Here is a 19,803-nt window from a genome sequence, read left to right as displayed (position 1 = left end):
AGGGATCACCCCAGTATCCCACGGGGCGTAAAGCCGTTTTCGCGCTGCGGTCGGTACCTGGGAGAATGGGGGTGCCCTTCGTGGGCGTCCCCTACGAGTCCTACACGAGAGAAGGACGTGCCGACCGTGGCTTCGAGTCAGAGCAGCACCGAGACCGACTGGGTCTCCCGCTTCGCGGACGATGTCATCGCCGAATCGGAGCGACGTGCGCCTGGCAAACCGGTCGTCGTCGCCTCCGGCCTCTCCCCGTCGGGCCCGATCCACCTGGGCAACCTCCGCGAGGTCATGACCCCGCACCTCGTCGCCGACGAGATCCGCCGCCGCGGGTACACCGTGCGGCACCTGATCTCCTGGGACGACTACGACCGCTACCGCAAGGTGCCGAACGGCGTCGAGGGCGTCGACGACTCCTGGCAGGCGCACATCGGCAAGCCGCTGACCTCGGTGCCCGCCCCGGCCGGGTCGGCCTACCCGAACTGGGCCGAGCACTTCAAGGCCGCGATGACCCAGGCCCTGGACGAGCTCGGCGTCGAGTACGACGGGATCAGCCAGACCGAGCAGTACCTGGCGGGCACGTACCGCGAGCAGGTCCTGCACGCGATGAGGCACCGGGCGGACATCGACGCCGTCCTGGACCGCTACCGCACCAAGAAGGACGGTGCGGCGGGCGGCAAGGGCGGCAAGAAGCCGCAGCAGAAGAAGGTCGACGAGGCCGAGCTGGAAGCGGCCGAGGGCTCGGGCGCGGCGGACGAGGACGACGGCGGCTCCGGCTCGGCCGGCTACTTCCCGTACAAGCCCTACTGCGGCAACTGCGAGAAGGACCTCACCGTCGTCACGGCCTACGACGACGACACGACCGAGCTGAACTACACCTGCTCGGCGTGCGGCTTCGCCGAGACGGTCCGCCTCAACGAGTTCAACCGCGGCAAGCTGGTCTGGAAGGTCGACTGGCCGATGCGCTGGGCCTACGAGGGTGTGATCTTCGAGCCCAGCGGCGTGGACCACTCCTCGCCGGGCTCGTCCTTCGTCGTCGGCGGCCAGATCGTGCGCGAGGTCTTCGACGGCGTCCAGCCGATCGGGCCGATGTACGCGTTCGTCGGGATCTCCGGCATGGCGAAGATGTCCTCCAGCAAGGGAGGCGTGCCGACCCCGGCCGACGCGCTGAAGATCATGGAGGCGCCGCTGCTGCGCTGGCTGTACGCGCGCCGCAAGCCCAACCAGTCGTTCAAGATCGCCTTCGACCAGGAGATCCAGCGTCTGTACGACGAGTGGGACTCGCTGGCCCGCAAGGTCGCCGACGGCACGGTGCTGCCCGCCGACGCCGCCGCCTACGCGCGGGCCGTCGGTACGGCCGCCGGGGAGCTGCCCGGCACCCCCCGCCCGCTGCCGTACCGCACGCTCGCCTCGGTCGCCGACATCACCGCGGGTGCGGAGGACCAGACGCTGCGCATCCTCAGCGAGCTCGACCCGGAGAACCCGCTGACCTCGCTCGACGAGGCACGGCCCCGTCTGGACCGCGCCGAGAGCTGGATCAGCACCCAGGTGCCGGCCGAGGCGCGCACGATCGTGCGCGACGAGCCGGACAAGGAGCTGCTCGGCTCGCTGGACGAGCAGGGGCGCGAGTCGCTGCGGCTGCTGCTGGAAGGGCTGGACTCGCACTGGTCGCTGGACGGCCTGACCACGCTCGTCTACGGAGTGCCGAAGGTGCTGGAGGGCCTGGAGGCGGACGCCAAGCCGACGCCCGAGCTGAAGGTGGCCCAGCGCTCCTTCTTCGCGCTGCTCTACCGGCTGCTCGTCGGCCGGGACACCGGGCCGCGCCTGCCCACGCTCCTCCTCGCGGTCGGGGCGGACCGGGTGCGGACGCTGCTCGGCGCGTAGCGACCCCGGATGTGAGAACGGGCGGGCCGCTCAGCGGCCCGCCCGTTTCCTCTGTCCTCCGGAGTCCTCCGACGCGTCTACGCGATGTGGTCGGCGGCCATCTCGTTGTCGAAGCGCTGCTTGAAGCCGGGCAGCAGCTTGCGGAGCAGTGCGGCGCTGTGCGGGTGGCGGACGTTGTGGCCGTCCGACAGGTGGATGTCGAGCACCTCGGCGCTCGGGTAGTCCTGGTGCTGGTGCGTGTACGCCGTGAACACGTCGTACGCGATCTCGCCGAACTCGATCTCGGTCTGGGCCCATTCGGCCGGGTCGGCCTCCTGCGGGCCGGCGTCCTGCCGCACCTGCTCGGGCTCCTTCCGGAGCGGTGCGGCCTCCGGCTCGGCGGCACGCGGGTGCGGGAACGCGCCGATCGTGCCCACGTTGCCGAGCGGCCGGGTACGGCCGGGTCCCGAGGGGATCATCACCGGGCTGGAATCCGTGCCCTCGTCGTACTCGGGGTCGTACCCGCCTTCGTACACCTCGTCCTTGGGCGCCGCGAACCACGGGCTGCCGTGCGAGCCGGGGCCCTCCGGCGGGTACTGCTGCTCGAACTCGTCCTGTTGGACGAACCGGTCCTGCTGGTCGTACTCGTCCTGTTGGTACCGGTGGGCCTGGTTCTGCCGGGGATCGTGCTCCGGCTCACCCTGCGGCTCAGGGACGTACGGCAGTTGGGGGTGCTGCTGCGCGGTCTCCACGGCTGCCGGAGCCGGAGGGAGCAGAGCCGGCTCGATGCCCGCGGCGGCGAGGCCGGCCGGGGCGGTCTCGGCGAGCGGGACGCCGTACTTCGCCAGACGCAGCGGCATCATCGACTCGACGGGCGCCTTACGGCGCCAGTTGCGGCCGAACCGGGCCTGGAGGCGGGCCTGGTAGATCAGCCGGTCCTGTTCGAGCTTGATGACCTGCTCGTAACTGCGCAGCTCCCACAGCTTCATCCGGCGCCACAGCTTGAACGTGGGGACGGGGGAGAGCAGCCAGCGGGTGAGGCGGACGCCCTCCATGTGCTTGTCGGCCGTGATGTCCGCGATCCGGCCCACGGCGTGCCGTGCGGCCTCGACGGCGACGACGAACAGGATGGGGATCACCGCGTGCATGCCGGTGCCCAGCGGGTCGGGCCAGGCGGCGGCGCCGTTGAAGGCGATGGTCGCCGCGGTCAGCAGCCAGGCCGTCTGACGCAGCAGCGGGAAGGGTATCCGCATCCACGTCAGCAGCAGGTCCAGCGCGAGCAGGACGCAGATGCCCGCGTCGATGCCGATCGGGAAGACGACGGAGAACTTGCCGAAGCCCTTCTCCTCCGCGAGTTCACGCACGGCGGCGTAGGAGCCGGCGAATCCGATCGCGGCGATGAGCACGGCGCCGGCGACGACGACCCCGATGAGCACTCGGTGTGTGCGTGTCAGCTGCATTGCGGCCATCCGCGATCCCCTCCCGACTTCGACGAACCGGCTTCACACAGTCATCCGGCGCGCGCACAGCCTGGCACATGCCGGCCGGGCGTGTTGCGCGGGGAGGGGCCGGAGCCCGGTACTCGCGGGAGCACCGGGCTTCGTCAAAGCGCTTCTGGACAGGGGGGCCGGTCCCCTTGCGGGGTGTCGGTCACGACTTGTGCACGGCCTTCGCGGACGACTTGCCCGTCGCCTTGGCGGTCGTCTTGTCCGTCGCCTTCGCAGGCGTCTTCGCGGACGCTTCGGCGGACGGGGAGGACGAGGCACCGGCGGAGGGCTTCTTCTCCGCGCCGTCACCGGCGGCGACCGCGGCGACGGCCTCCTCGGCGGCCTTCAGGGCGTCCTTGTGGATGTCGGCGGAGGCGGGCGACTTGGCGCCGGCGAACCCCGCGCCGTTGTAGGTCACGCTGACGACGACGTTGCCCGTGCGGGCCACGACCGTCGCGTACTCGAAGTCCTCACTCGACTTGTCGAGTCCGTACGTGACGGAGGTGGCCTGTTCGCCGAGACCGCCGGCGGGCTTGGCCGCCACCTTCTTGGCGCCCTCGGTGGCCTGGGTCTTGGCGACCTGCTTCGTGTACTCCTCCGTGGCGCGATCGGCACCGCTGCCCAGGGACTGGTCCGAGTCGAAGCGGGTGAAGCCGACGTCGAGCCAGCGGTACTGCGAGCCCTTGACGCCGTTGTCGTCCAGGCCGTTCCAGGAGCAGCCGCCGCGGCTCGCGGTGTCGCTGGACTTGCCCGGGGTGCCGCCCTTGGTCTTGGCCTTCGGGACCAGATCCTCGATCGTCTTCCCGGCGATCGACTTGCAGGCGTCGGGCAGCGTGGTGAACTTCGCGGGCTCGACGGTCGGCTCGGACTTCTTCGCGTCGGGAGAGGCCGAGGAGCCCGATTCCTTCGCGTCGCCGGAGTCCGACGAGCAGCCGGCGACGACGAGCATCACCGGAACGGCGGCGCAGGCGAGTATGCGGGACAGTCGCGGGGCTGATCGGTGCATGGTTCCTTCACTCGGACGGCACGGCGGTCTCTGTCGTGCGGGCGGTCGGACTGTACGTCGGTTCGGGCTGTTGCGGGTCGGGCGGTCGCAGGACCGTACGCCGGCCACCACGTCGCGGTCGTACGCAGTCGGCACGCCGCTCGGCGCGTCGGTCGGCACATCGGTCGGTTCGTCGGTCGGGGGCCACGGTACGACGGACCGCGACCGGATGCCGCCTCCGGCCGAAGGCCCCGGGTTGCGCCGGGGGCCCCGGACAGGGGGCGTCCGCGCCCGGTCAGCCGCTGAGGTTCTCGGCCAGTTTCCGCGCCAGGGCCTGGGCCTTCTCCTGAAGTTCCCTGCTGTCGGGCACCTCGGTGACGCGGGCCGGCTGCTCGGTGTACTGCACGGTCACGATGACGTTCGATGTGCGGAACACCACGCTCACGGTGCGGTGCTGTGCGGTGGAACCCGCCCTGGTGAGCGCATCGTCCAGAAATGCGGCATCCCCGAGCTCGTCCAGCAGCCTCGGCCGGAGGTCCTCGTCGGAGTCGCTTCCGGTGGTGCCGCCGGACGGGCCGACGGAGGGGGAAGTGCCGCCGGGGGAGCCGGACAGTGTGCTGCCGGCCGTCGTGGAGGCGGAGCCGCTCGGCGTCCCGCCCGGGGTGGCACCGGCAGAGGCGGGGAGGGCGGCGGCCTCCGCCTTCTTCCCGTACACCTCCTGGGCGCGGTCGTCGTCACTGACCGCGGGGTCGTACGACACGACGCGCTCGAAGTCGATGGACAGATTCCGGGAGGCGTCCGGGGCGTCCGCCTTCCAGCGGCAGCCGACCTTGCGGTCGGTGTCGTAGGTGACGGTGGCCGTGCCCTCGTACACCTTCTCCTGCTGCTCCTCGGGGAGCTCGGCGGCGCCCGGCAGCAGGTCCTTCAGTGTGGAACGCGGCACGGCACGGCAGGATTCGGGCAGCGTCCGGTACTTCCCGGGAGGCGCGGCCGTGACCGTCGGGCTGCCGGGCTTGCTGTCGGCGGCGGGGTCGTCGGCGTCGGAGCCGGCGCTGCAGCCGGCGACGAGCGCCACGAGAAGCGCGACGCCGGGTACGTACGCCATGTGTCGCACGGTCCCAGGCTCCCTTCGGTACGAAAACGGGTTGCCGCTCGATAGCGGCCGGTGGACACAATGTGTATCGCACGCGCCGCTGTGAATGCCGGTCGGCCGACCTTTATGCCGACCTCGGCACCGGTTTTGCGCTTTCAGTCTTTTTCGGGGGAATCGAGGGGTTATGTCGTATGTAGAGGTACCGGGTGCGCAGGTTCCCATCCGTATGTGGGCGGACCCGGCGTCGGTCGAGGACGTCGCGATGCGGCAGCTGCACAACGTGTCCACGCTGCCCTGGATCAAGGGCCTCGCGGTCATGCCGGACGTGCACTTCGGCAAGGGCGCGACCGTCGGCTCGGTGATCGCGATGCACGGTGCCGTCTGCCCGGCCGCGGTGGGCGTGGACATCGGCTGCGGGATGTCGGCAGTGAAGACGTCGCTGACGGCCAACGACCTGCCGGGAGATCTCTCGCGGCTCCGGTCGAAGATCGAGCAGGCGATTCCGGTGGGCCGGGGGATGCACGAAGACTCGGTCGACCCGGGGAAGCTCCACGGCTTCCCGGCCGGCGGCTGGGACGACTTCTGGTCGCGGTTCGACGGGATCGCCGAAGCGGTCAAGTTCCGTCAGGAGCGGGCCACCAAGCAGATGGGGACGCTCGGGAGCGGTAACCACTTCATCGAATTCTGTCTCGATGAGGTCGGATCGGTATGGCTGATGCTTCACTCCGGTTCCAGGAACATCGGCAAGGAGCTCGCAGACTTCCACATCGGACAGGCGCAGAAGCTTCCGCACAACCAGGGCCTCGTCGACCGTGACCTGGCGGTGTTCATCGCCGACACCCCGCAGATGGCGGCGTACCGCAACGACCTGTTCTGGGCTCAGGAGTACGCCAAGTACAACCGCTCGATCATGATGAGCCTCTTCCAGGACGTGGTCCGGAAGGAGTTCAAGAAGGCCAGGGTGACGTTCGAGCCGGTCATCTCCTGCCACCACAACTACGTGGCGGAGGAGCGGTACGACGGCATGGACCTGCTGGTCACCCGTAAGGGCGCGATCCGCGCGGGGTCGGGGGAGTTCGGGATCATCCCCGGGTCGATGGGGACCGGCTCTTACATCGTGAAGGGGCTGGGGAACGCGAAGTCGTTCAACTCCGCCTCGCACGGCGCGGGCCGGCGGATGAGCAGGAACGCGGCCAAGCGGAGGTTCTCGACGCAGGACCTGGAGGACCAGACGCGGGGCGTGGAGTGCCGCAAGGACTCCGGTGTGGTGGACGAGATCCCGGCGGCGTACAAGCCGATCGAGCAGGTCATCGACCAGCAGCGGGACCTGGTCGAGGTCGTCGCGAAGCTCAAGCAGGTCGTGTGCGTGAAGGGCTGAGGCCCGGCACCCCACCCCAACGGCAGGCCCCGGACCGACTGCGGTCCGGGGCCCTGTCTGTCTGTCTGTCGCTGTGAGCTGTGAGCTGTGAGCTGTGAGGTGTGGGGTGCGGCCTGTGGGCCGCCGCGGGGCGGCTGGGTTCAGGAGACGGTGCCGGCCGTTCCGCCGCCGCCGGTGGCCACACCGCCACTGGGCTTGGGCGCGGAGAAGGGGAGCGTGTCCTGTCGGCACGTCGTCCCGGCCGGCGGAAGGATGCCGTCGATGAAGTAACGGCTCTCGTGCTCCTGGACGCAGCTGCTGGGGTTGAGCAGGGCGGTGTGCCCGTATCCCTCGTTGGTGAGCAGACGGGCGTCGGCCAGTGCTTCGGTCATGGCCCGAGAGTTCGGGTAGGCGGTGGAGGGGTCGTAGGTGGTACCGACCACCAGGACGGGGTTCGCGGTCGGCGTGTCCCAGGGCCCGGTCCAGCGGTCGGGGGAGGCAGGCCAGGTGGTGCACCCCGCGGTCGCCCAGGTCCAGAAGCGCCCGGTGTCGCCCGCACGGGCGGCGGCGGACTCCTCCAGAGCGTGGTAGGCACCGGGGTCGCGAGGATTGGGGCTGTCGCCGCAGAGCACCGCGGTCGCCTGCTCCTCACCCAGGTACGGATTCGGGTCCGGGACCGGAGGTGCGGGCGGGGCGGGGGCCTGCTCGGGTACCTGGCCCTGCCACAGGGCCTCCAGGCGGTCCGCGAGTTCCGTCCACCGGCTGACGAGGTAGAGGGAGTTCACCGCCTCGGCGACCGTACGGGCGTAGGTCCAGGTGCCCACGGGCTCCTCCCGGAGCCGCCGCGTCAGCTGGTCGAACCTGTTCCGGGTGGCCTTCGGGCTGCCGGCGGAGAAGGCGCAGCGGGCGGTGGTGGTGGAACCGCACAGGTCGAGGAACTTGTCCAGGGTCGCTGCCGCACTGCGGTCCGAGCCGATGCGCAGGAACGTCGTGAGCCGGGCGTCGTCGGACGCGTCGTTCGTCCAGGCCGGCGGGCCGATGTTGCTGTCGAGCGTCATGGCCCGGACCTTGCCGGGGAAGAGGTTGGCATAGGTGGCGCCCAGGATCGTGCCGTAGGAGATCCCGTAGTAGTTGAGCCGGGCCTCGCCCACCGCCCGGCGGAGCTGGTCGAGGTCGCGAGCGGTGTCGGCGGTCGACACGTGGCTCAGGAGCTCCGGGTCCTTCTGCTGACAGCGCCGGGCCAGGTCCTCGTACGCGGCGGTGAAGGCGGCCCGCTCCTTCGCGCCCACCGGGAAGCCGGCCGCCTTGCTCGCGTTCCAGTCGGCTGCCTCCTGGTGACTCCCGAAACAGTTCACGGCGGTGCTGCTGCCGATGCCGCGAGGGTCCCAGCTGACGACGTCGAACCGTTCCCGCACCTCGCGCGGGAAGAGCTGGTGGTTCTGCGGCATCTGGACGGTCCCGGGCCCGCCGGGGCCCCCGGGGTTGAAGAACAGGGTGCCGACGCGCTTTCCGGGGCCCGTCGCCTTCCGTCTGACGACCGCCAGCTCGATGGTGCGACCAGCTGGTCTCCTGTAGTCCAGTGGCACCTTCGCGGTCGCGCAGTCGAACGGACTGCCTTGCACGCAGGGTCTCCAGTCCAGCTCCGGGGCGGGCACCGGAGGGGTGGGCGCACCGCCGGCCGCGACGCGGTCGTGCCCGGTCAGTACCGCCGAACAGGTCATCACGGCGGCGAGGACCATGGCGTGACGTCTGCGACCCGCTATGAATCCGCGCAGGGGATGTACGGGCATGCTCCGGCCTCTCTCTCGCTGACTGAGCGCCCGAGGCCACCGATGACCTGAGCCTGGGCACACTTCCGTGTCAACAAGACAGCGGTCCGCGCCCGCGCGCGATGCGACCGCGGCCGAACGGCCGACCTCGTGTGTTCCGCCCGGCGCCCGGTCACGGCGCCAGGTGGTCGGGTCCGTTTCGGGGCGGTCCCGGGGCCGTGCCGGGAGCGGACGCGCGCGAGCCCCGAGCCCTGCGAGGAGGGTTCGGGGCTCGTCCCGGCCGTCTGCACGCCCGGCCGGTCGCACGGTCCTGCCGGCCGGGTGTCGGCCTTCAGAGTGTGCGGTGGACCTTGGAGTTGGAGGCCTGGGCGCGGGGGCGGACGACCAGGAGGTCGATGTTGACGTGGCTGGGGCGGGTGACGGCCCAGGTGATCGTGTCGGCCACGTCGTCGGCGGAGAGCGGGGCGTCCACACCCGCGTACACCTTGGCGGCCTTCTCGGTGTCGCCGCGGAAGCGGGTGGTGGCGAACTCCTCGGTCTTGACCATGCCGGGCGCGACCTCGATCACGCGGACCGGGGTGCCGACGATCTCCAGCCGGAGGGTCTCCGCCAGCACGTGTTCACCGTGCTTGGCGGCGACGTAACCGCCGCCGCCCTCGTACGTGGAGAGCCCGGCCGTCGAGGAGAGGATCACGATCGTGCCGTCCCCGCTCGCGGTGAGGGCGGGGAGCAGCGCCTGCGTGACGTTGAGGGTGCCGATGACGTTGGTCTCGTACATCTGGCGCCAGTCGGCCGGGTCGCCCGTCGCGACGGGGTCGGCCCCCAGCGCGCCGCCCGCGTTGTTGACCAGGACGGCCAGGGACCGGAACGCGGTGGCGAATTCGTCGACCGCCGCCCGGTCGGTCACGTCCAGGGTGAAGGCCGCCGCCTGGTGGCCCGCTTCGGTGAGCTCGGCGGCCAGCGCCTCTATGCGGTCCTTGCGGCGCGCGGTGAGCACCACGCGGTACCCGGCGGCGGCCAGCTGCCTGGCGGTCGCGGCGCCGATGCCGCTGCTCGCGCCGGTGATGACGGCGATGGGGGTGGCGGCCATGCGAACTCCTCGGGCAGCTGATCGGTGTGCGGCCAGGATAGGCGGGTGCTCCGGGTGGGACTTCAGTGGTTGCGGGGGCCGTACATGATCAACGCCATACCGGCCAGGCAGATCAGTGCGCCCGTCACGTCCCAGCGGTCCGGGCGATAGCCGTCGGCGACCATGCCCCAGGCGATCGAACCGGCGACGAACACCCCGCCGTACGCCGCGAGGATGCGCCCGAAGTCACCGTCCGGCTGGAGCGTGGCCACGAATCCGTACGCGCCGAGGGCGATGACGCCCGCGCCGATCCAGATCCAGCCGCGGTGTTCGCGCACGCCCTGCCAGACGAGCCAGGCACCCCCGATCTCGAAGAGCGCGGCGACGACGAAGAGGGCGACGGAACGGGCGACGAGCATGCGGTCAGCGTGCCATGTGGGCGGAGAGGGAGTGTAGGGAGGCCCAGGAGCGCGGGTGAGCGGGAGAGGGAGGCGACGAGGGGTGGGCCGTGCGGGTGGGGGAGGCGTGGCGAACAGGGTCGTAAATAGGGGTGATAAGCGGCTTATCGGTATGTTCGGCGGATGCGAGTGACGCGTGGAGGAGTGCTGAAGGTGCCCGCCGTGACGGCGATGGCGGCGGCTGTGGTGCTGGGTCCCGGGCTGTCCGCCGTGGCCGAGCCCGCACCGCGGGGGATCGCGCCGGAGGCGGACGTGTCCCACCACGGACGCGTCTCGCTCCAGGAGGAGCGGATCGGGGTGCAGCTGCGGACCGGGAACCGGGGCCCGTCGCCGCTCGCCGAAGCGACCGTGCGGCTGCGCTTCTCCGCTCCGCTCGCGACCTGGCAGCGGTTGCCGCAGGGCTGCCTGCGCGGCGGCGACCGGACGGTGCTCTGCGAGACCGGTCCGCTGCGCGTCGCGGGGGATGCGAGGCGCACCGCGCTCGGACTGCGCCTCGTCGGCCGCCCGGCCGAGGTCGTCGTCAAGGTGGACACCGTGTGGAACGGTGGCGCGAGCGACCGGAACCGGCGGAACGACACACATGAGGTGCTGGCCCTCTCCACAGGTGACGCCTACGTCTTCTGAGGCCGGGGCCGGGGTCCACGCCCCGCCGCCCTGCGGGCGATGTGTCCGCCGGGGCGTGTGAGCAGGGAGGTCCCGCAGTCGTCCCGGGGCGGGACCGTCGGACGGCTCGCGCCCATGGTGCAGCGTTGTCCGACGGCCGAGCGGCCCTGAGGGCGGGGGTGCGCGTGACCGTTCAGGCCGTCGGCGCCTGGCTCCCCGCCCCGCCGAATTCGCGTACGGCTTCCGCCACGATGGCTTCCAGGCGGGCGTGGTGGGCGCCCCGCCAGTACACCCGGCCGCAGGCGGTGCACTGGGCGAAGACGTCGTAGGAAGCCTGCGTGCCCTGCTCCAGGCGGGCGCTCACGGAGTCCTTGTCCGCCTCCGTGAGCTCACCGTTGCAGGCGGTGCAACGGGTCCACGGCACCAGTGCGGGCGCGAAGCGGCCCAGGACGTCGCGGAGCTGCTCATCCGGCCGGTCGCTGTAGACGTAGGCCCCCGCCCAGATCTCCCTCCGCCGGAGCAGCCCCCGGTCACGGGAGAGCATGACGCGTCGTTGTTCCGCCGAGAGGGCGGCGAGCGCCGGGTCGCCGATGTCCTCGCTCTCGTACGCGGCGTCCACGCCCAGGAGCCGCAACCGCCGGGCGAGCGTGCCCAGATGGACGTCGAGCAGGAAGCGCAGCGGTGCGCCGGGGACCTGCTGAGGGCGTTGCACGGCCCGTACTTCGACGAGCTCGCCGTCGCCCGGGATGTGTGACACGGGCACGGGGCGGCCGTCGACGAGGAGCTGTCCCGCTTCGGTGAGCGGGACGCCGAGCGACTCCACGACGTGTCCGAGGGTCGATGATCCGTCCGTGGTGACGGACGTGCGCCCACGGCGGCGGTCGTGGGCGACGAAGAGCCCCAGTTCCGGTGCTACTTCGAAGGCGATCTCGGGTCCGTTCACCTGGTCAGGATGCCACCCCACGGGGTGCGGCAGCGAGGGGTTTCCGGCCGGTGAGGTCACGCGGGGGCCGGGTCACGGGTGTTGCCGGTGCCGGCCAGGTACGAGCAGGTCCGGGAGCCGATGCCGCCCAGGCCCGGTCCGGACCTGTGCCGGGGGCCACCGTGCCTGGGGCCGGACAGGTGCCGGGCAGGAGGCCGCCGAGAGCCGGACGCGCGCCGACTGCGAACACCGCACCCCGCACGGCCGGCTCCCCGGGTCCGGCCGGGCACGGCGTGGCAGAGGCGTCGGCGGCGGGCGGGTGCCTGACTGCTGTCGGTGGGCGGGTGCCCGACTGGTCAGCGCTGGGCGAAGGCCGTCGGGGGAACGCCCACCGTGGCTGTGAAGTCCCTGACGAGATGGGCCTGGTCGCTGTAGCCGAGGTCGGCGGCGAGTTCCGCCCAGTCGGGTTCCGGGTCCGTCCCGGCGCGTTGCAGCGCCTCGTGGATGCGGTGGCGCAGGATGACCCACTTGGGTCCGACGCCCACGTAGGCGGAGAGCAGCCGCTGCAGCGAGCGGACGGACAGGCCTCCCGCGCGGGCGAGGGCGTCGACCCGCAGCAGCGAGCGGTCCGTGCGCACGAGCTCGGCGAGCTGCGTCGCGAGTTCCGCCTGCGGGTCCGGCGGGGGGACGAGAGGCAGCAGATACGCGTCCAGCGCCGCGACCCGGGCGTCCTCGTCGGCGGGCCCGAGCACCGCCCGCGCCACGACCGAGGGGCGAGGCCCGCCCTCGGGGACGGCCAGAGCCTCGTCGGCGGGAACCCTGCGGCCGGTCCACTCGGAGACGGGCCGGTGGGGCGCGAACGGCCGGAAGGCGCCAGGCCTGAACTTCACGCCGCACACCCGCCCCCGGCCCTCCAGCCGCTGGCTGAACAGGCCCTGCACGATGCCGTAGACCTCGGCGGAGCCGGCCCTCTCCGCCTCGCTGCCCGACTCCATGCGCTGGAAGACGAGGTGGACGCTCGGGTGCGGCACCACGTGCGAGGTGTACGGCTCCGGGAGATCCCAGTCGATCAGCCAGTAGTGCTCCACATGGGGGCGCAGCTCGGGGGCGGGGTCGCGGAGGCGGAACCGGACGCGGGTGAACAGATCGGGGGCGTGGACGATGCCCCGTGTCTCGCGCCCTGGTCCGGCCATGGACGGATCCTAGGCCCGGTGCCGGCCCTCGTCGTGTTTCTTCAAGACGCGGTGTCCGGCCGGGTGCCATCGTCGGAAGCATGAAGACGATCAGTGAACTGCTTGAGGGAGCCACCGCGCAGGCGGTCCCCGTGGTGCGGGGCATCGGCGACGGTCAGTTGGCCGACGGAACACCGTGCAGCGAGTACGACGTCCGGGCCCTGCTGAACCATCTCTTCCTCGTGATCGACAACTTCCGGGTCCTGGCGGCCAAGGGATCCACCGACTTCAGCCGGACGGAGGACGTCGTCACGGGGGACTGGCGCGGCCGGTTCGACGACGAGACGACGCAGCTGGTGAAGGCGTGGGCCGAGCCCGGCGCGGAGGAAGGGACGACAGGAGGGATGCGGATGCCGGCCAGAACGGTGGGGTTCATGGTGCTGGGCGACCTGACCGTGCACGCCTGGGACCTCGCCCGGGCGACGGGCCAGGACTTCGTGCCCGACCCCGCCGTGGTGACGGAACTGGAACCGGGCCTGGCCGCTATGGCCCCACAGGCCAGGAAGATGAAGGTGTTCGGCGAGCCGTTCCCCGTGCCGCCCGAGGCTACGGCCTTCGAGCGGGTGCTGGCCGTGACGGGCCGGGATCCGGGCTGGACCCGGCCCCTGCGCTGACGGCGGGGGCGCCCCCGGCCGGGGGCGCGGTGGCCGGGTCGGCGTAGAGCCCTGCGAGAGCGGCGTACGCGCTGTCGACGACGGCCTCGGCCAGGTCCAGCGCGTCGCGCGCCGCGAGGCGGGCGGCCCGCCGGGTGTACGGCGATGCCGGGTGCCGGCGCTGCCGCCGGCAGTCGCAGGCGGCGTAGACCCCGCTCGCGACGACCACGGCCGGGACGGCCAGGACCAGCAGCAGGTCATCCATGCGGGGGCCTCCTCGGGAGTCGTGCTCATTGCATCGGCAGACCCGGCGGTGCGGCTGGAGATCATTCTTCGGCCAATGAATGGCCGAACGGCGCATCCGCCTTGTGGCGCCGTGCCTCCGCCCAGGGGTGCCGTGCCGCCGTCCCGGGGCCCCGGGGTGGACGGTCCTTGCGCCTGCGCGCCGGGCGCCGGGTCAGCCGGAGGCCGTGCCTCCGGCAGCGGGTCGGGCTCCGGGCCGCTTTCTCCGGCAGCGGGCCGGGTGTCTCGGGTCACACATACGGGGCGCTCCGGGTCGGGCGTGGATGCCCCGTCAGGGCGAAGTACCGGCCGGGCGAGCTGAACCCTTGGTTCCGACGCCTGTTCGGCCACGGCGCGCTCGTACGTGGGCCGAACGAAACCGCTCGTACGCGGCCGGAAACTGCTGCCGAAGGGGTGCGCCGGGCCCTTCCGGCGAGCACGCCGCACCTCGCGCGCCGCACCGGGCGAACGGTGCCGGTCAGCCGTGTCGGACCGCCCGTGCGGCCTGTGTGCCTCCCGTGAAGGTCCGAGGTGGAAAGAATGTGCGTGAACGCTCAGGGGCTTCCCCGGCGTGAGGGGGTGGGTTGCCATCCGCTCCCCGGCTGGGCAATGGTTGCCGAAGGGAAAGCATTTTTCGTCCAGTTGGAAGGTGGTGCGACTCGCCGCAGGCGGGTCCCCCCTCATGGCCCGTCTGAAGGAACACATCGCCTCGAGAACTCAGAAGCACACAACGACCGACCTGTGGGGCTCGGCCCCTTACGCCGTGATCGTCGTCGACGGGGCAGGGACGCTCGTCGACCTCAACCCCGCCGCCGCCTCGCTCCTGGAGGGCGCGGTCCGGGGCAGCGCACTTTCGGAGGCCGCGCCGCCCTGGCTGGCGAATGCCCACCGGGAGACGACGGAGTCCACCGGCCGTTCGGCCGGTGACGACGGGGCCGCCTCACCCCGCCCCGCCTTCCGGGGCCGGATCGGTGCGCGGAGTTTCGCCGCGCACCCCGCCCCGGACCGGGGCGGTGACGTGACGTGGTGGCTGATCGACGACACCGAACAGCGGCTCGTCGAAGAGGAACTGGCCACGGAGCGTGAGCGCACCGCCTTCCTCGCCGAGGCGTCGAACGTACTGCTCGCGTCGCTGAACACCGACCGCTGCATGCAGGTCACCGCCCAGCTCGCCTCCCGGCACCTCGCCGAGGCCGCGGTCGTCATCGTGCCCGCCGCGGGGCGGCAGCTCCCCATGGCGTGCGCGGTCGGGGGCGGGACGGCGGTCCGCACCACTGTGACGGCGGACGCGGCCCGGGTCCCCGGGCTGAGTGAGGCGCTGCAGGGCTTCCCGCCCGTTCCCTCCCGCTGGATCGACCCCGCGTCACTGCCCGACTGGCTCATTCCGGAGGGCTTCGCGGGCCCCGTCGGGTCGGCCGCCGTCACCCCGCTGCCCGGTCACGGCGTCCCGGCGGGAGTCCTGGTCCTGCTGCGCAGCACGGGCTCCACCGAGTTCAACGAGAACGAAGAGGTCTTCGCCCGGCTGTTCGCCGCACGGGCCGGTGCCGCCCTGTCCGCGGCACGGCTGTACGCGGAACAGAGCGACATAACCCGGACCCTGATGCGGGATCTCCTGCCGCCCCGGCTTGACCGGGTGAACGGTGTCGACTTCGCCGGTGGCTATCAGCCCGCCGCCGCGCGGGACCGGGTGGGCGGTGACTTCTACGACGTGCACCCGGGCAGCACGCCCGGCGACGCGTCTCTGGCAGTCCTCGGCGACGTGTGCGGAAAGGGACTGGACGCGGCCGTCCTCACCGGCAAGATCCGCAACACGCTCCAGGCGCTGACGCCGATGGCGGGCGACCACGAGCGGATGCTGCGGCTGCTCAACGGGGCTCTCCTCAACTCCCACCACACCCGCTTCGCGACCCTCGTGCTGGCCTCGGTCCAGCGTGAGGAGAGCCGGGTGCGCCTGCGTCTCACGTCGGCGGGCCACCCCGCTCCCCTCGTGATCCGCAACGACGGCCGTGTCGAGGAGATCGACACCCGGGGCACCCTGGTCGGGGCCCTGCCCCACGTGGAGGCCCGCACCGTGGAGACCGACCTGCGTCCGGGTGAGACCTGCCTGCTCTACACGGACGGGGTCACCGAGGCGCGCGGCGGACCCCTCGGCGACGAACTGTTCGGCGAGAGGCGGCTGATGCGCGCCCTGGCGGAGTGCGGGAGCATGCCGGGCGCGGCCGTGGTCGAACGCGTCCAGATGCTCGCGTCGCAGTGGCTGCACGACGGACGGCACGACGACATGGCACTCGTCGCGATCACCGCCCCGCTGACCACGCACCTGAGCGCGGTGGACGGCCACACCCGGGGCAGGTACACGAGATGAGCACACACACATGTGCCGAGCCCCAGGTGCTCGGCCTCCAGGACCGGCTGTGGACCGCGGTGACCGACCGGGACGAGCACGCCGCCGCCGCGGTGGTCCTCGCCGCGCTGGACGACGGGATCGGTGCGGAGAGCGCGCTGATGGACGTCATCGCCCCCGTGCAGGCGCGGGTCGGCCTCGAATGGGCGGCCAACCGTCTCAGCGTGGCGCAGGAACACGCGGCGAGTGCCATCGCCGAGCGGGTCATCGCCGCGCTCGCCCACCACCCGTCCGTGCGCACCGCGCCGCGGCTCGGCCGGGTCACCGTGGCCTGCGTGGACCAGGAATGGCATGTGCTGCCCGCCCGTCTGCTGGCCGAGGTCCTCACGCTCCGCGGCTGGCAGGTCGACTTCCTCGGGGCGCAGGTGCCCACGCCCCATCTCATCGGGCACCTGCACAACAACGGCGCGGACGTCGTCGCGCTGTCCTCCTCGATCCCCACCCGGCTGCCCGCCGCGCATGCGGCGATCACCGCCTGTCAGGCCGTGGGAGTGCCCGTACTGGCGGGCGGGGCGGCGTTCGGGCCCGACGGACGGCACGCGCTCCGGCTGGGCGCCGACGCCTGGGAGCCCGACGCGCGCTCCGCGGCTCGGCGTATCGCGGACGGCATACCGGTACCGGTGCCGGCCGCGGGGAAGCAGCAGACGGACGATCTGCCGCACCTGGGGGACCAGGAGTACACACTCGTCGTCCGCAGCAGACCGCAGCTCGTGCGGGAGGTGCTGGCACAGCTGGAGAGCCGCTTCCCCGCGGCGGCCGCCTACACGGACCAGCAGCGCGAGCACACGGCTCAGGACATCGCCCACATCGTCGACCACCTGGGCGTGGCCCTGTACATGGACGACGACGAGCTCTTCACCGGCTTCCTGGTGTGGACCGCGGGCATCCTCGATGCCCGGCGGGTCCCGGCCGCGTCCCTGAAGCCGGTCCTCGACGTCCTGGGGACGGAGCTCAAGGACTTCCCCCGGTCGACCAGGCTGCTCGACCGGGCGGGCCTCGTCCTGGACGCCCTCCTGGCAACCACCGGTTCACGACCCCGGAGCCTCGGATGACCGAACGTCCCTGTCCGCCCCTCAGCCTGGCCGTCGAGGCGGGCCCGGATGCCGTACGTCTGCGTCTCGCCGGTGACCTGGACTACGACACCAGCGATCAGTTCGTGGAACGAGCCCAGGCCTGCCTCGACGCCGGCCCCGCGTTGCGGGACCTCTACCTGGACTGCTCCGGGCTGCGGCTGTGCGACTCGATGGGCGTCTCCAGCCTCCTGCTGATCCACCGTGGCACGACGTCCCGCGACGTGGTGCTGCACCTGGAGCACCCGCCCGCCTTCCTCCGCAGGATCCTGGACGTCACCGGGACCCTGCAGCTCTTCACCCTCGACGGGGCCGGCCCGCGGGCCGAACAGGAGGAGGAGGGCCCTACGCCCGCCGACGCCCGGTACCAGGCCGTCCCGCCGCCCGCTCCCTCCGGCTGACGCGACGTCCGGCAGGCGGCGCGGCGCGGCCGATGTGCGGCCCGGCCGGCGCGACGGCGCGTCATCCGGAGGCGGTCAGGGAACGATCGGACGACAGGCAACGACCGGCGGTCAGGGGTGATCGGCGGTCAGGGCGCGGACGGCGCCGTGCCGAGGGCCGCGTCGAGCGTGGGAAAGCTCCGGAGCACCCGGTCGACGCCCGCGATCCGCAGGAGCCGCGTCACGGCGGTGCCCGGTGCGGCGATGCGCAACTCCGTCCGCTGGTGAACCTCGATGAGCAGACTGAGGAACGACGAGTCGGCGAAGGTGATCGCGGACGCGTCCAGCACGACGACGTCGTGCCCGGCCACGGCCTGCCACATGGCGATGAAGAGCGGATCGATGCTGTCGGAGTCGAGATCGCCCCGGGCGCGCACGACCCAGAAACCGTTGATCTCGCCTTCGGCCGCCACCACGGGCAAGTGGGCCGGCGCGGAGTTGTCGAGGGGCTCGCGGACCATGCGGGAAATTATGCCGACCTCCTCCCGCCCGTCCGTGCGGGCGTCCCGCTCCGGAACGCGGCGCCCGGCCGTGCCGCTTCGGCGGCGGGCGCGCGGGTGTCACTCAGACGAGGGCGACCAGGGCGACGATGCGCTTGCCGCCGGGGGAGTGGATGACGGAAACCCGCTTCGCCAGGCGGCGCACCAGGAGCCAGCCGTAGCCGCCGACGGGGGCGGCGGCCGGATCGCGTTCCGTGGTGACCGGTGCCCGCGTACTGGCGTCGGCGACGGTGAGGAGGAGGCCTTCGTCGGTGATCTCGGCCGTGAAGCCGGTGAGCCCGCCGCCGTGCCTGACGGCGTTGGTCACCAGCTCGGAGGTCACCAGCAACGCGTCGGCCACCACGACATCGGCAGGGCCCTCCCCGCCCAGTCCGCAGAACTGCGCTTCCAGGAGCCGGGTGACGACGTCCCGCGCGGCTGCGGCGGTCGGCGGCACGCCGGGCGTGCGGCCCGTGCTCACCGGCCCTTGCGGAGCAGATGAACTGACGGCCTGTTCCGGGCCGCCGGCCGGACCCCGGCCGTCCCCCAGTACTTCTCGTTCCCCGTTCATTACCCCCTGCGCCTGCCCGGACGGGCTCCGGTCACACGTCCCGTCGGGGACCCGTCCTCAGGACGGCGTCGTCGGCCGGCGGTCAGCACGTCAGCGCCGCGTCCACCGTGTCGGCGATCGTGAAGGCGTCCAGGGTTCCCGAGACGTCGAGGAGCCTGCGTACCTCCGTGCCCAGAGGCCCGGCCAGGACCAGCCGCACCCCGGCGTCGGTGTGGCGGTGCCGGGCGTTCAGCAGGACGTGCAGCCCCGTCGAGTCGGCGAACTCCAGCCGGGACAGGTCGGCCACGGTCAGCCGCCCACCGCCTCCGGCGGCCGCCTCCAGCGCCTCGACCAGCTCGGAAGGATCCGACCACCCGTCCAGGCTCCCCCGGACACGGATCAGGACGACACCGTCGTCCGGGGCCTCCACGACCACATGCAGTTCATCTGCCGTCATGCGTCATATGTTCCTACACCGGAGGAGAGGCGCGGAGTGCGCACTGGGCACTCCGTCCTCGTCCGGCTTCCGGGCGTGCCGCTGCCGCGTCAGGGCCACACCAGGCAGTACGCCTGGTGTCCCGCGTCGTGCAGGCGGTGGGAGAAGTCCTGCCACTCGTGGAGCAGCTGGTAGACGTTGAAGGCGTCGCGCGGACCGCCGCGGTCCGGGACCGTGGACCAGATGAAGGCCGCCGCGCCGACCGATTCGTCGCCGACGTCCCGCAGCGGGTCGACCACCGTCATCGGCAGCTTGACCACCGCGTAGTCGGGGTGGAGCACGACCAGCTCCAGCGGGGGGACCTTGTGCAGGGGTATGCCCTGTATGCCGGTGAGGACCATGGCCGCCACCGTCTCTGGCTTGATCTTGCTGAACATGCCGCCCATGCCCAGCTCGTCGCCGCCCAGTTCCTCGGGACGCATGGAAATGGGCACGCGTGCGGCGGTGGCCCCGTCAGGGGCACCGAAGTACTTGTAGGTCACCCCCACCCGTCCACTGCTCCTGCTCCCGGAACCATCGGCACCACCCGTCTGAGCGTCCCGTACGCGCTCACCCTTGCGCCGGTGCCGCCCTCGCCGGGCAGGCTCGGGCCCCAGGTCGTCGGTCCCTTCGCCCACTCCGCCACCGCGATGCATATCTCATCCACCCGACTACTTC

The 19,803-nt window shown here is 71.9% G+C and carries 20 protein-coding genes; 7 read left to right on the top strand and 13 right to left on the bottom strand.

Translation table 11 applies throughout. The annotated features are described in order from the left end of the window. Positions 1-117: 117 nt before the first annotated feature. Positions 118-1,878: a lysine--tRNA ligase gene (gene lysS, locus HED23_RS32475; RefSeq protein ID WP_203186886.1), complete on the top strand. Its 1,761-nt coding sequence runs from the start codon at positions 118-120 to the stop codon at positions 1,876-1,878. Between the two features lie 77 nt (positions 1,879-1,955). On the opposite strand, the gene HED23_RS32470 is transcribed toward lysS, so the two are convergent. The 3 genes from HED23_RS32470 to HED23_RS32460 all read right to left on the bottom strand — a co-directional run bounded on the left by HED23_RS32470 (position 1,956) and on the right by HED23_RS32460 (position 5,434). Beyond that, on the bottom strand, positions 1,956-3,326 hold the full coding sequence (locus HED23_RS32470) for a DUF2637 domain-containing protein (protein ID WP_203186885.1): 1,371 nt from the start codon (positions 3,324-3,326) through the stop codon (positions 1,956-1,958). Between the two features lie 181 nt (positions 3,327-3,507). Beyond that, entirely contained in the window at positions 3,508-4,350 is an 843-nt protein-coding gene (locus HED23_RS32465; protein WP_203186884.1) for a DUF3558 domain-containing protein, read from the bottom strand. Positions 4,351-4,624: 274 nt separating this feature from the next. Next, the gene (locus HED23_RS32460) at positions 4,625-5,434 is read right to left on the bottom strand and encodes a DUF3558 domain-containing protein (RefSeq protein ID WP_203186883.1); all 810 of its coding nucleotides are present in this window, start codon (positions 5,432-5,434) and stop codon (positions 4,625-4,627) included. 172 nt (positions 5,435-5,606) lie between these two features. Between HED23_RS32460 and HED23_RS32455 the strand changes: the two genes are divergently transcribed. Continuing rightward, positions 5,607-6,800, top strand: coding sequence for an RtcB family protein (locus HED23_RS32455; RefSeq protein ID WP_203186882.1), 1,194 nt, complete (start codon positions 5,607-5,609; stop codon positions 6,798-6,800). Between the two features lie 140 nt (positions 6,801-6,940). On the opposite strand, the gene HED23_RS32450 is transcribed toward HED23_RS32455, so the two are convergent. The 3 genes from HED23_RS32450 to HED23_RS32440 all read right to left on the bottom strand — a co-directional run bounded on the left by HED23_RS32450 (position 6,941) and on the right by HED23_RS32440 (position 10,036). Continuing rightward, positions 6,941-8,569: an alpha/beta hydrolase gene (locus tag HED23_RS32450; protein ID WP_203186881.1), complete on the bottom strand. Its 1,629-nt coding sequence runs from the start codon at positions 8,567-8,569 to the stop codon at positions 6,941-6,943. Positions 8,570-8,879: 310 nt separating this feature from the next. Continuing rightward, positions 8,880-9,638, bottom strand: coding sequence for an SDR family NAD(P)-dependent oxidoreductase (locus tag HED23_RS32445; protein WP_203186880.1), 759 nt, complete (start codon positions 9,636-9,638; stop codon positions 8,880-8,882). Between the two features lie 62 nt (positions 9,639-9,700). Then, positions 9,701-10,036: a YnfA family protein gene (locus HED23_RS32440; RefSeq protein ID WP_203186879.1), complete on the bottom strand. Its 336-nt coding sequence runs from the start codon at positions 10,034-10,036 to the stop codon at positions 9,701-9,703. 162 nt (positions 10,037-10,198) lie between these two features. On the opposite strand from HED23_RS32440, the gene HED23_RS32435 reads away from it, so the two are divergent. Beyond that, positions 10,199-10,699, top strand: coding sequence for a hypothetical protein (locus HED23_RS32435; protein WP_203186878.1), 501 nt, complete (start codon positions 10,199-10,201; stop codon positions 10,697-10,699). 172 nt (positions 10,700-10,871) lie between these two features. On the opposite strand, the gene HED23_RS32430 is transcribed toward HED23_RS32435, so the two are convergent. Further along, positions 10,872-11,621 carry a Mut7-C RNAse domain-containing protein gene (locus tag HED23_RS32430; RefSeq protein WP_203186877.1) on the bottom strand — a complete coding sequence of 250 codons (750 nt, stop codon included), beginning with the start codon at positions 11,619-11,621 and terminating at the stop codon, positions 10,872-10,874. A 335-nt stretch (positions 11,622-11,956) separates the two neighbouring features. Beyond that, a complete protein-coding gene (locus tag HED23_RS32425; RefSeq protein ID WP_203186876.1) occupies positions 11,957-12,793 on the bottom strand; it encodes a helix-turn-helix domain-containing protein in 837 nt (278 codons plus the stop codon). A gap of 80 nt (positions 12,794-12,873) precedes the next feature. Between HED23_RS32425 and HED23_RS32420 the strand changes: the two genes are divergently transcribed. Then, positions 12,874-13,446 carry a TIGR03086 family metal-binding protein gene (locus tag HED23_RS32420; RefSeq protein ID WP_203186875.1) on the top strand — a complete coding sequence of 191 codons (573 nt, stop codon included), beginning with the start codon at positions 12,874-12,876 and terminating at the stop codon, positions 13,444-13,446. On the opposite strand, the gene HED23_RS32415 is transcribed toward HED23_RS32420, so the two are convergent. Next, complete coding sequence (locus HED23_RS32415; protein ID WP_203186874.1) at positions 13,379-13,690, bottom strand: hypothetical protein; 312 nt, start codon at positions 13,688-13,690, stop codon at positions 13,379-13,381. The genes HED23_RS32420 and HED23_RS32415 overlap by 68 nt on opposite strands. 699 nt (positions 13,691-14,389) lie before the next feature. On the opposite strand from HED23_RS32415, the gene HED23_RS32410 reads away from it, so the two are divergent. The 3 genes from HED23_RS32410 to HED23_RS32400 are packed head-to-tail and all read left to right on the top strand — an operon-like array spanning position 14,390 to position 17,582. Beyond that, the gene (locus HED23_RS32410) at positions 14,390-16,072 is read left to right on the top strand and encodes a SpoIIE family protein phosphatase (RefSeq protein ID WP_203186873.1); all 1,683 of its coding nucleotides are present in this window, start codon (positions 14,390-14,392) and stop codon (positions 16,070-16,072) included. Then, positions 16,069-17,163, top strand: coding sequence for a cobalamin B12-binding domain-containing protein (locus tag HED23_RS32405; RefSeq protein ID WP_203186872.1), 1,095 nt, complete (start codon positions 16,069-16,071; stop codon positions 17,161-17,163). The genes HED23_RS32410 and HED23_RS32405 overlap by 4 nt, the downstream gene beginning before the upstream one ends. Then, positions 17,160-17,582, top strand: a complete 423-nt coding sequence (locus HED23_RS32400) for an STAS domain-containing protein (RefSeq protein WP_203186871.1) — start codon at positions 17,160-17,162, stop codon at positions 17,580-17,582. Before HED23_RS32405 ends, HED23_RS32400 begins: the two co-directional genes overlap by 4 nt. A 128-nt stretch (positions 17,583-17,710) precedes the next feature. Here the strand turns inward: HED23_RS32400 and HED23_RS32395 are convergent, their stop codons facing one another. The 4 genes from HED23_RS32395 to HED23_RS32380 form a co-directional block, all read right to left on the bottom strand. After that, positions 17,711-18,082 carry an STAS domain-containing protein gene (locus HED23_RS32395; RefSeq protein WP_203186870.1) on the bottom strand — a complete coding sequence of 124 codons (372 nt, stop codon included), beginning with the start codon at positions 18,080-18,082 and terminating at the stop codon, positions 17,711-17,713. Between the two features lie 103 nt (positions 18,083-18,185). Continuing rightward, the gene (locus HED23_RS32390) at positions 18,186-18,671 is read right to left on the bottom strand and encodes an ATP-binding protein (protein WP_203186869.1); all 486 of its coding nucleotides are present in this window, start codon (positions 18,669-18,671) and stop codon (positions 18,186-18,188) included. A gap of 82 nt (positions 18,672-18,753) precedes the next feature. Continuing rightward, the gene (locus HED23_RS32385; RefSeq protein WP_203186868.1) at positions 18,754-19,107 is read right to left on the bottom strand and encodes an STAS domain-containing protein; all 354 of its coding nucleotides are present in this window, start codon (positions 19,105-19,107) and stop codon (positions 18,754-18,756) included. Positions 19,108-19,196: 89 nt separating this feature from the next. After that, the gene (locus tag HED23_RS32380) at positions 19,197-19,781 is read right to left on the bottom strand and encodes a hypothetical protein (protein ID WP_203186867.1); all 585 of its coding nucleotides are present in this window, start codon (positions 19,779-19,781) and stop codon (positions 19,197-19,199) included. Positions 19,782-19,803: the final 22 nt, after the last annotated feature.

The organism is Streptomyces pratensis (genome assembly GCF_016804005.1).
GTDB lineage: Bacteria > Actinomycetota > Actinomycetes > Streptomycetales > Streptomycetaceae > Streptomyces > Streptomyces pratensis_A.
The sequence above is the reverse complement of the archived record's forward strand: the minus strand, read 5'-3'. Positions and strand labels throughout refer to the sequence as shown.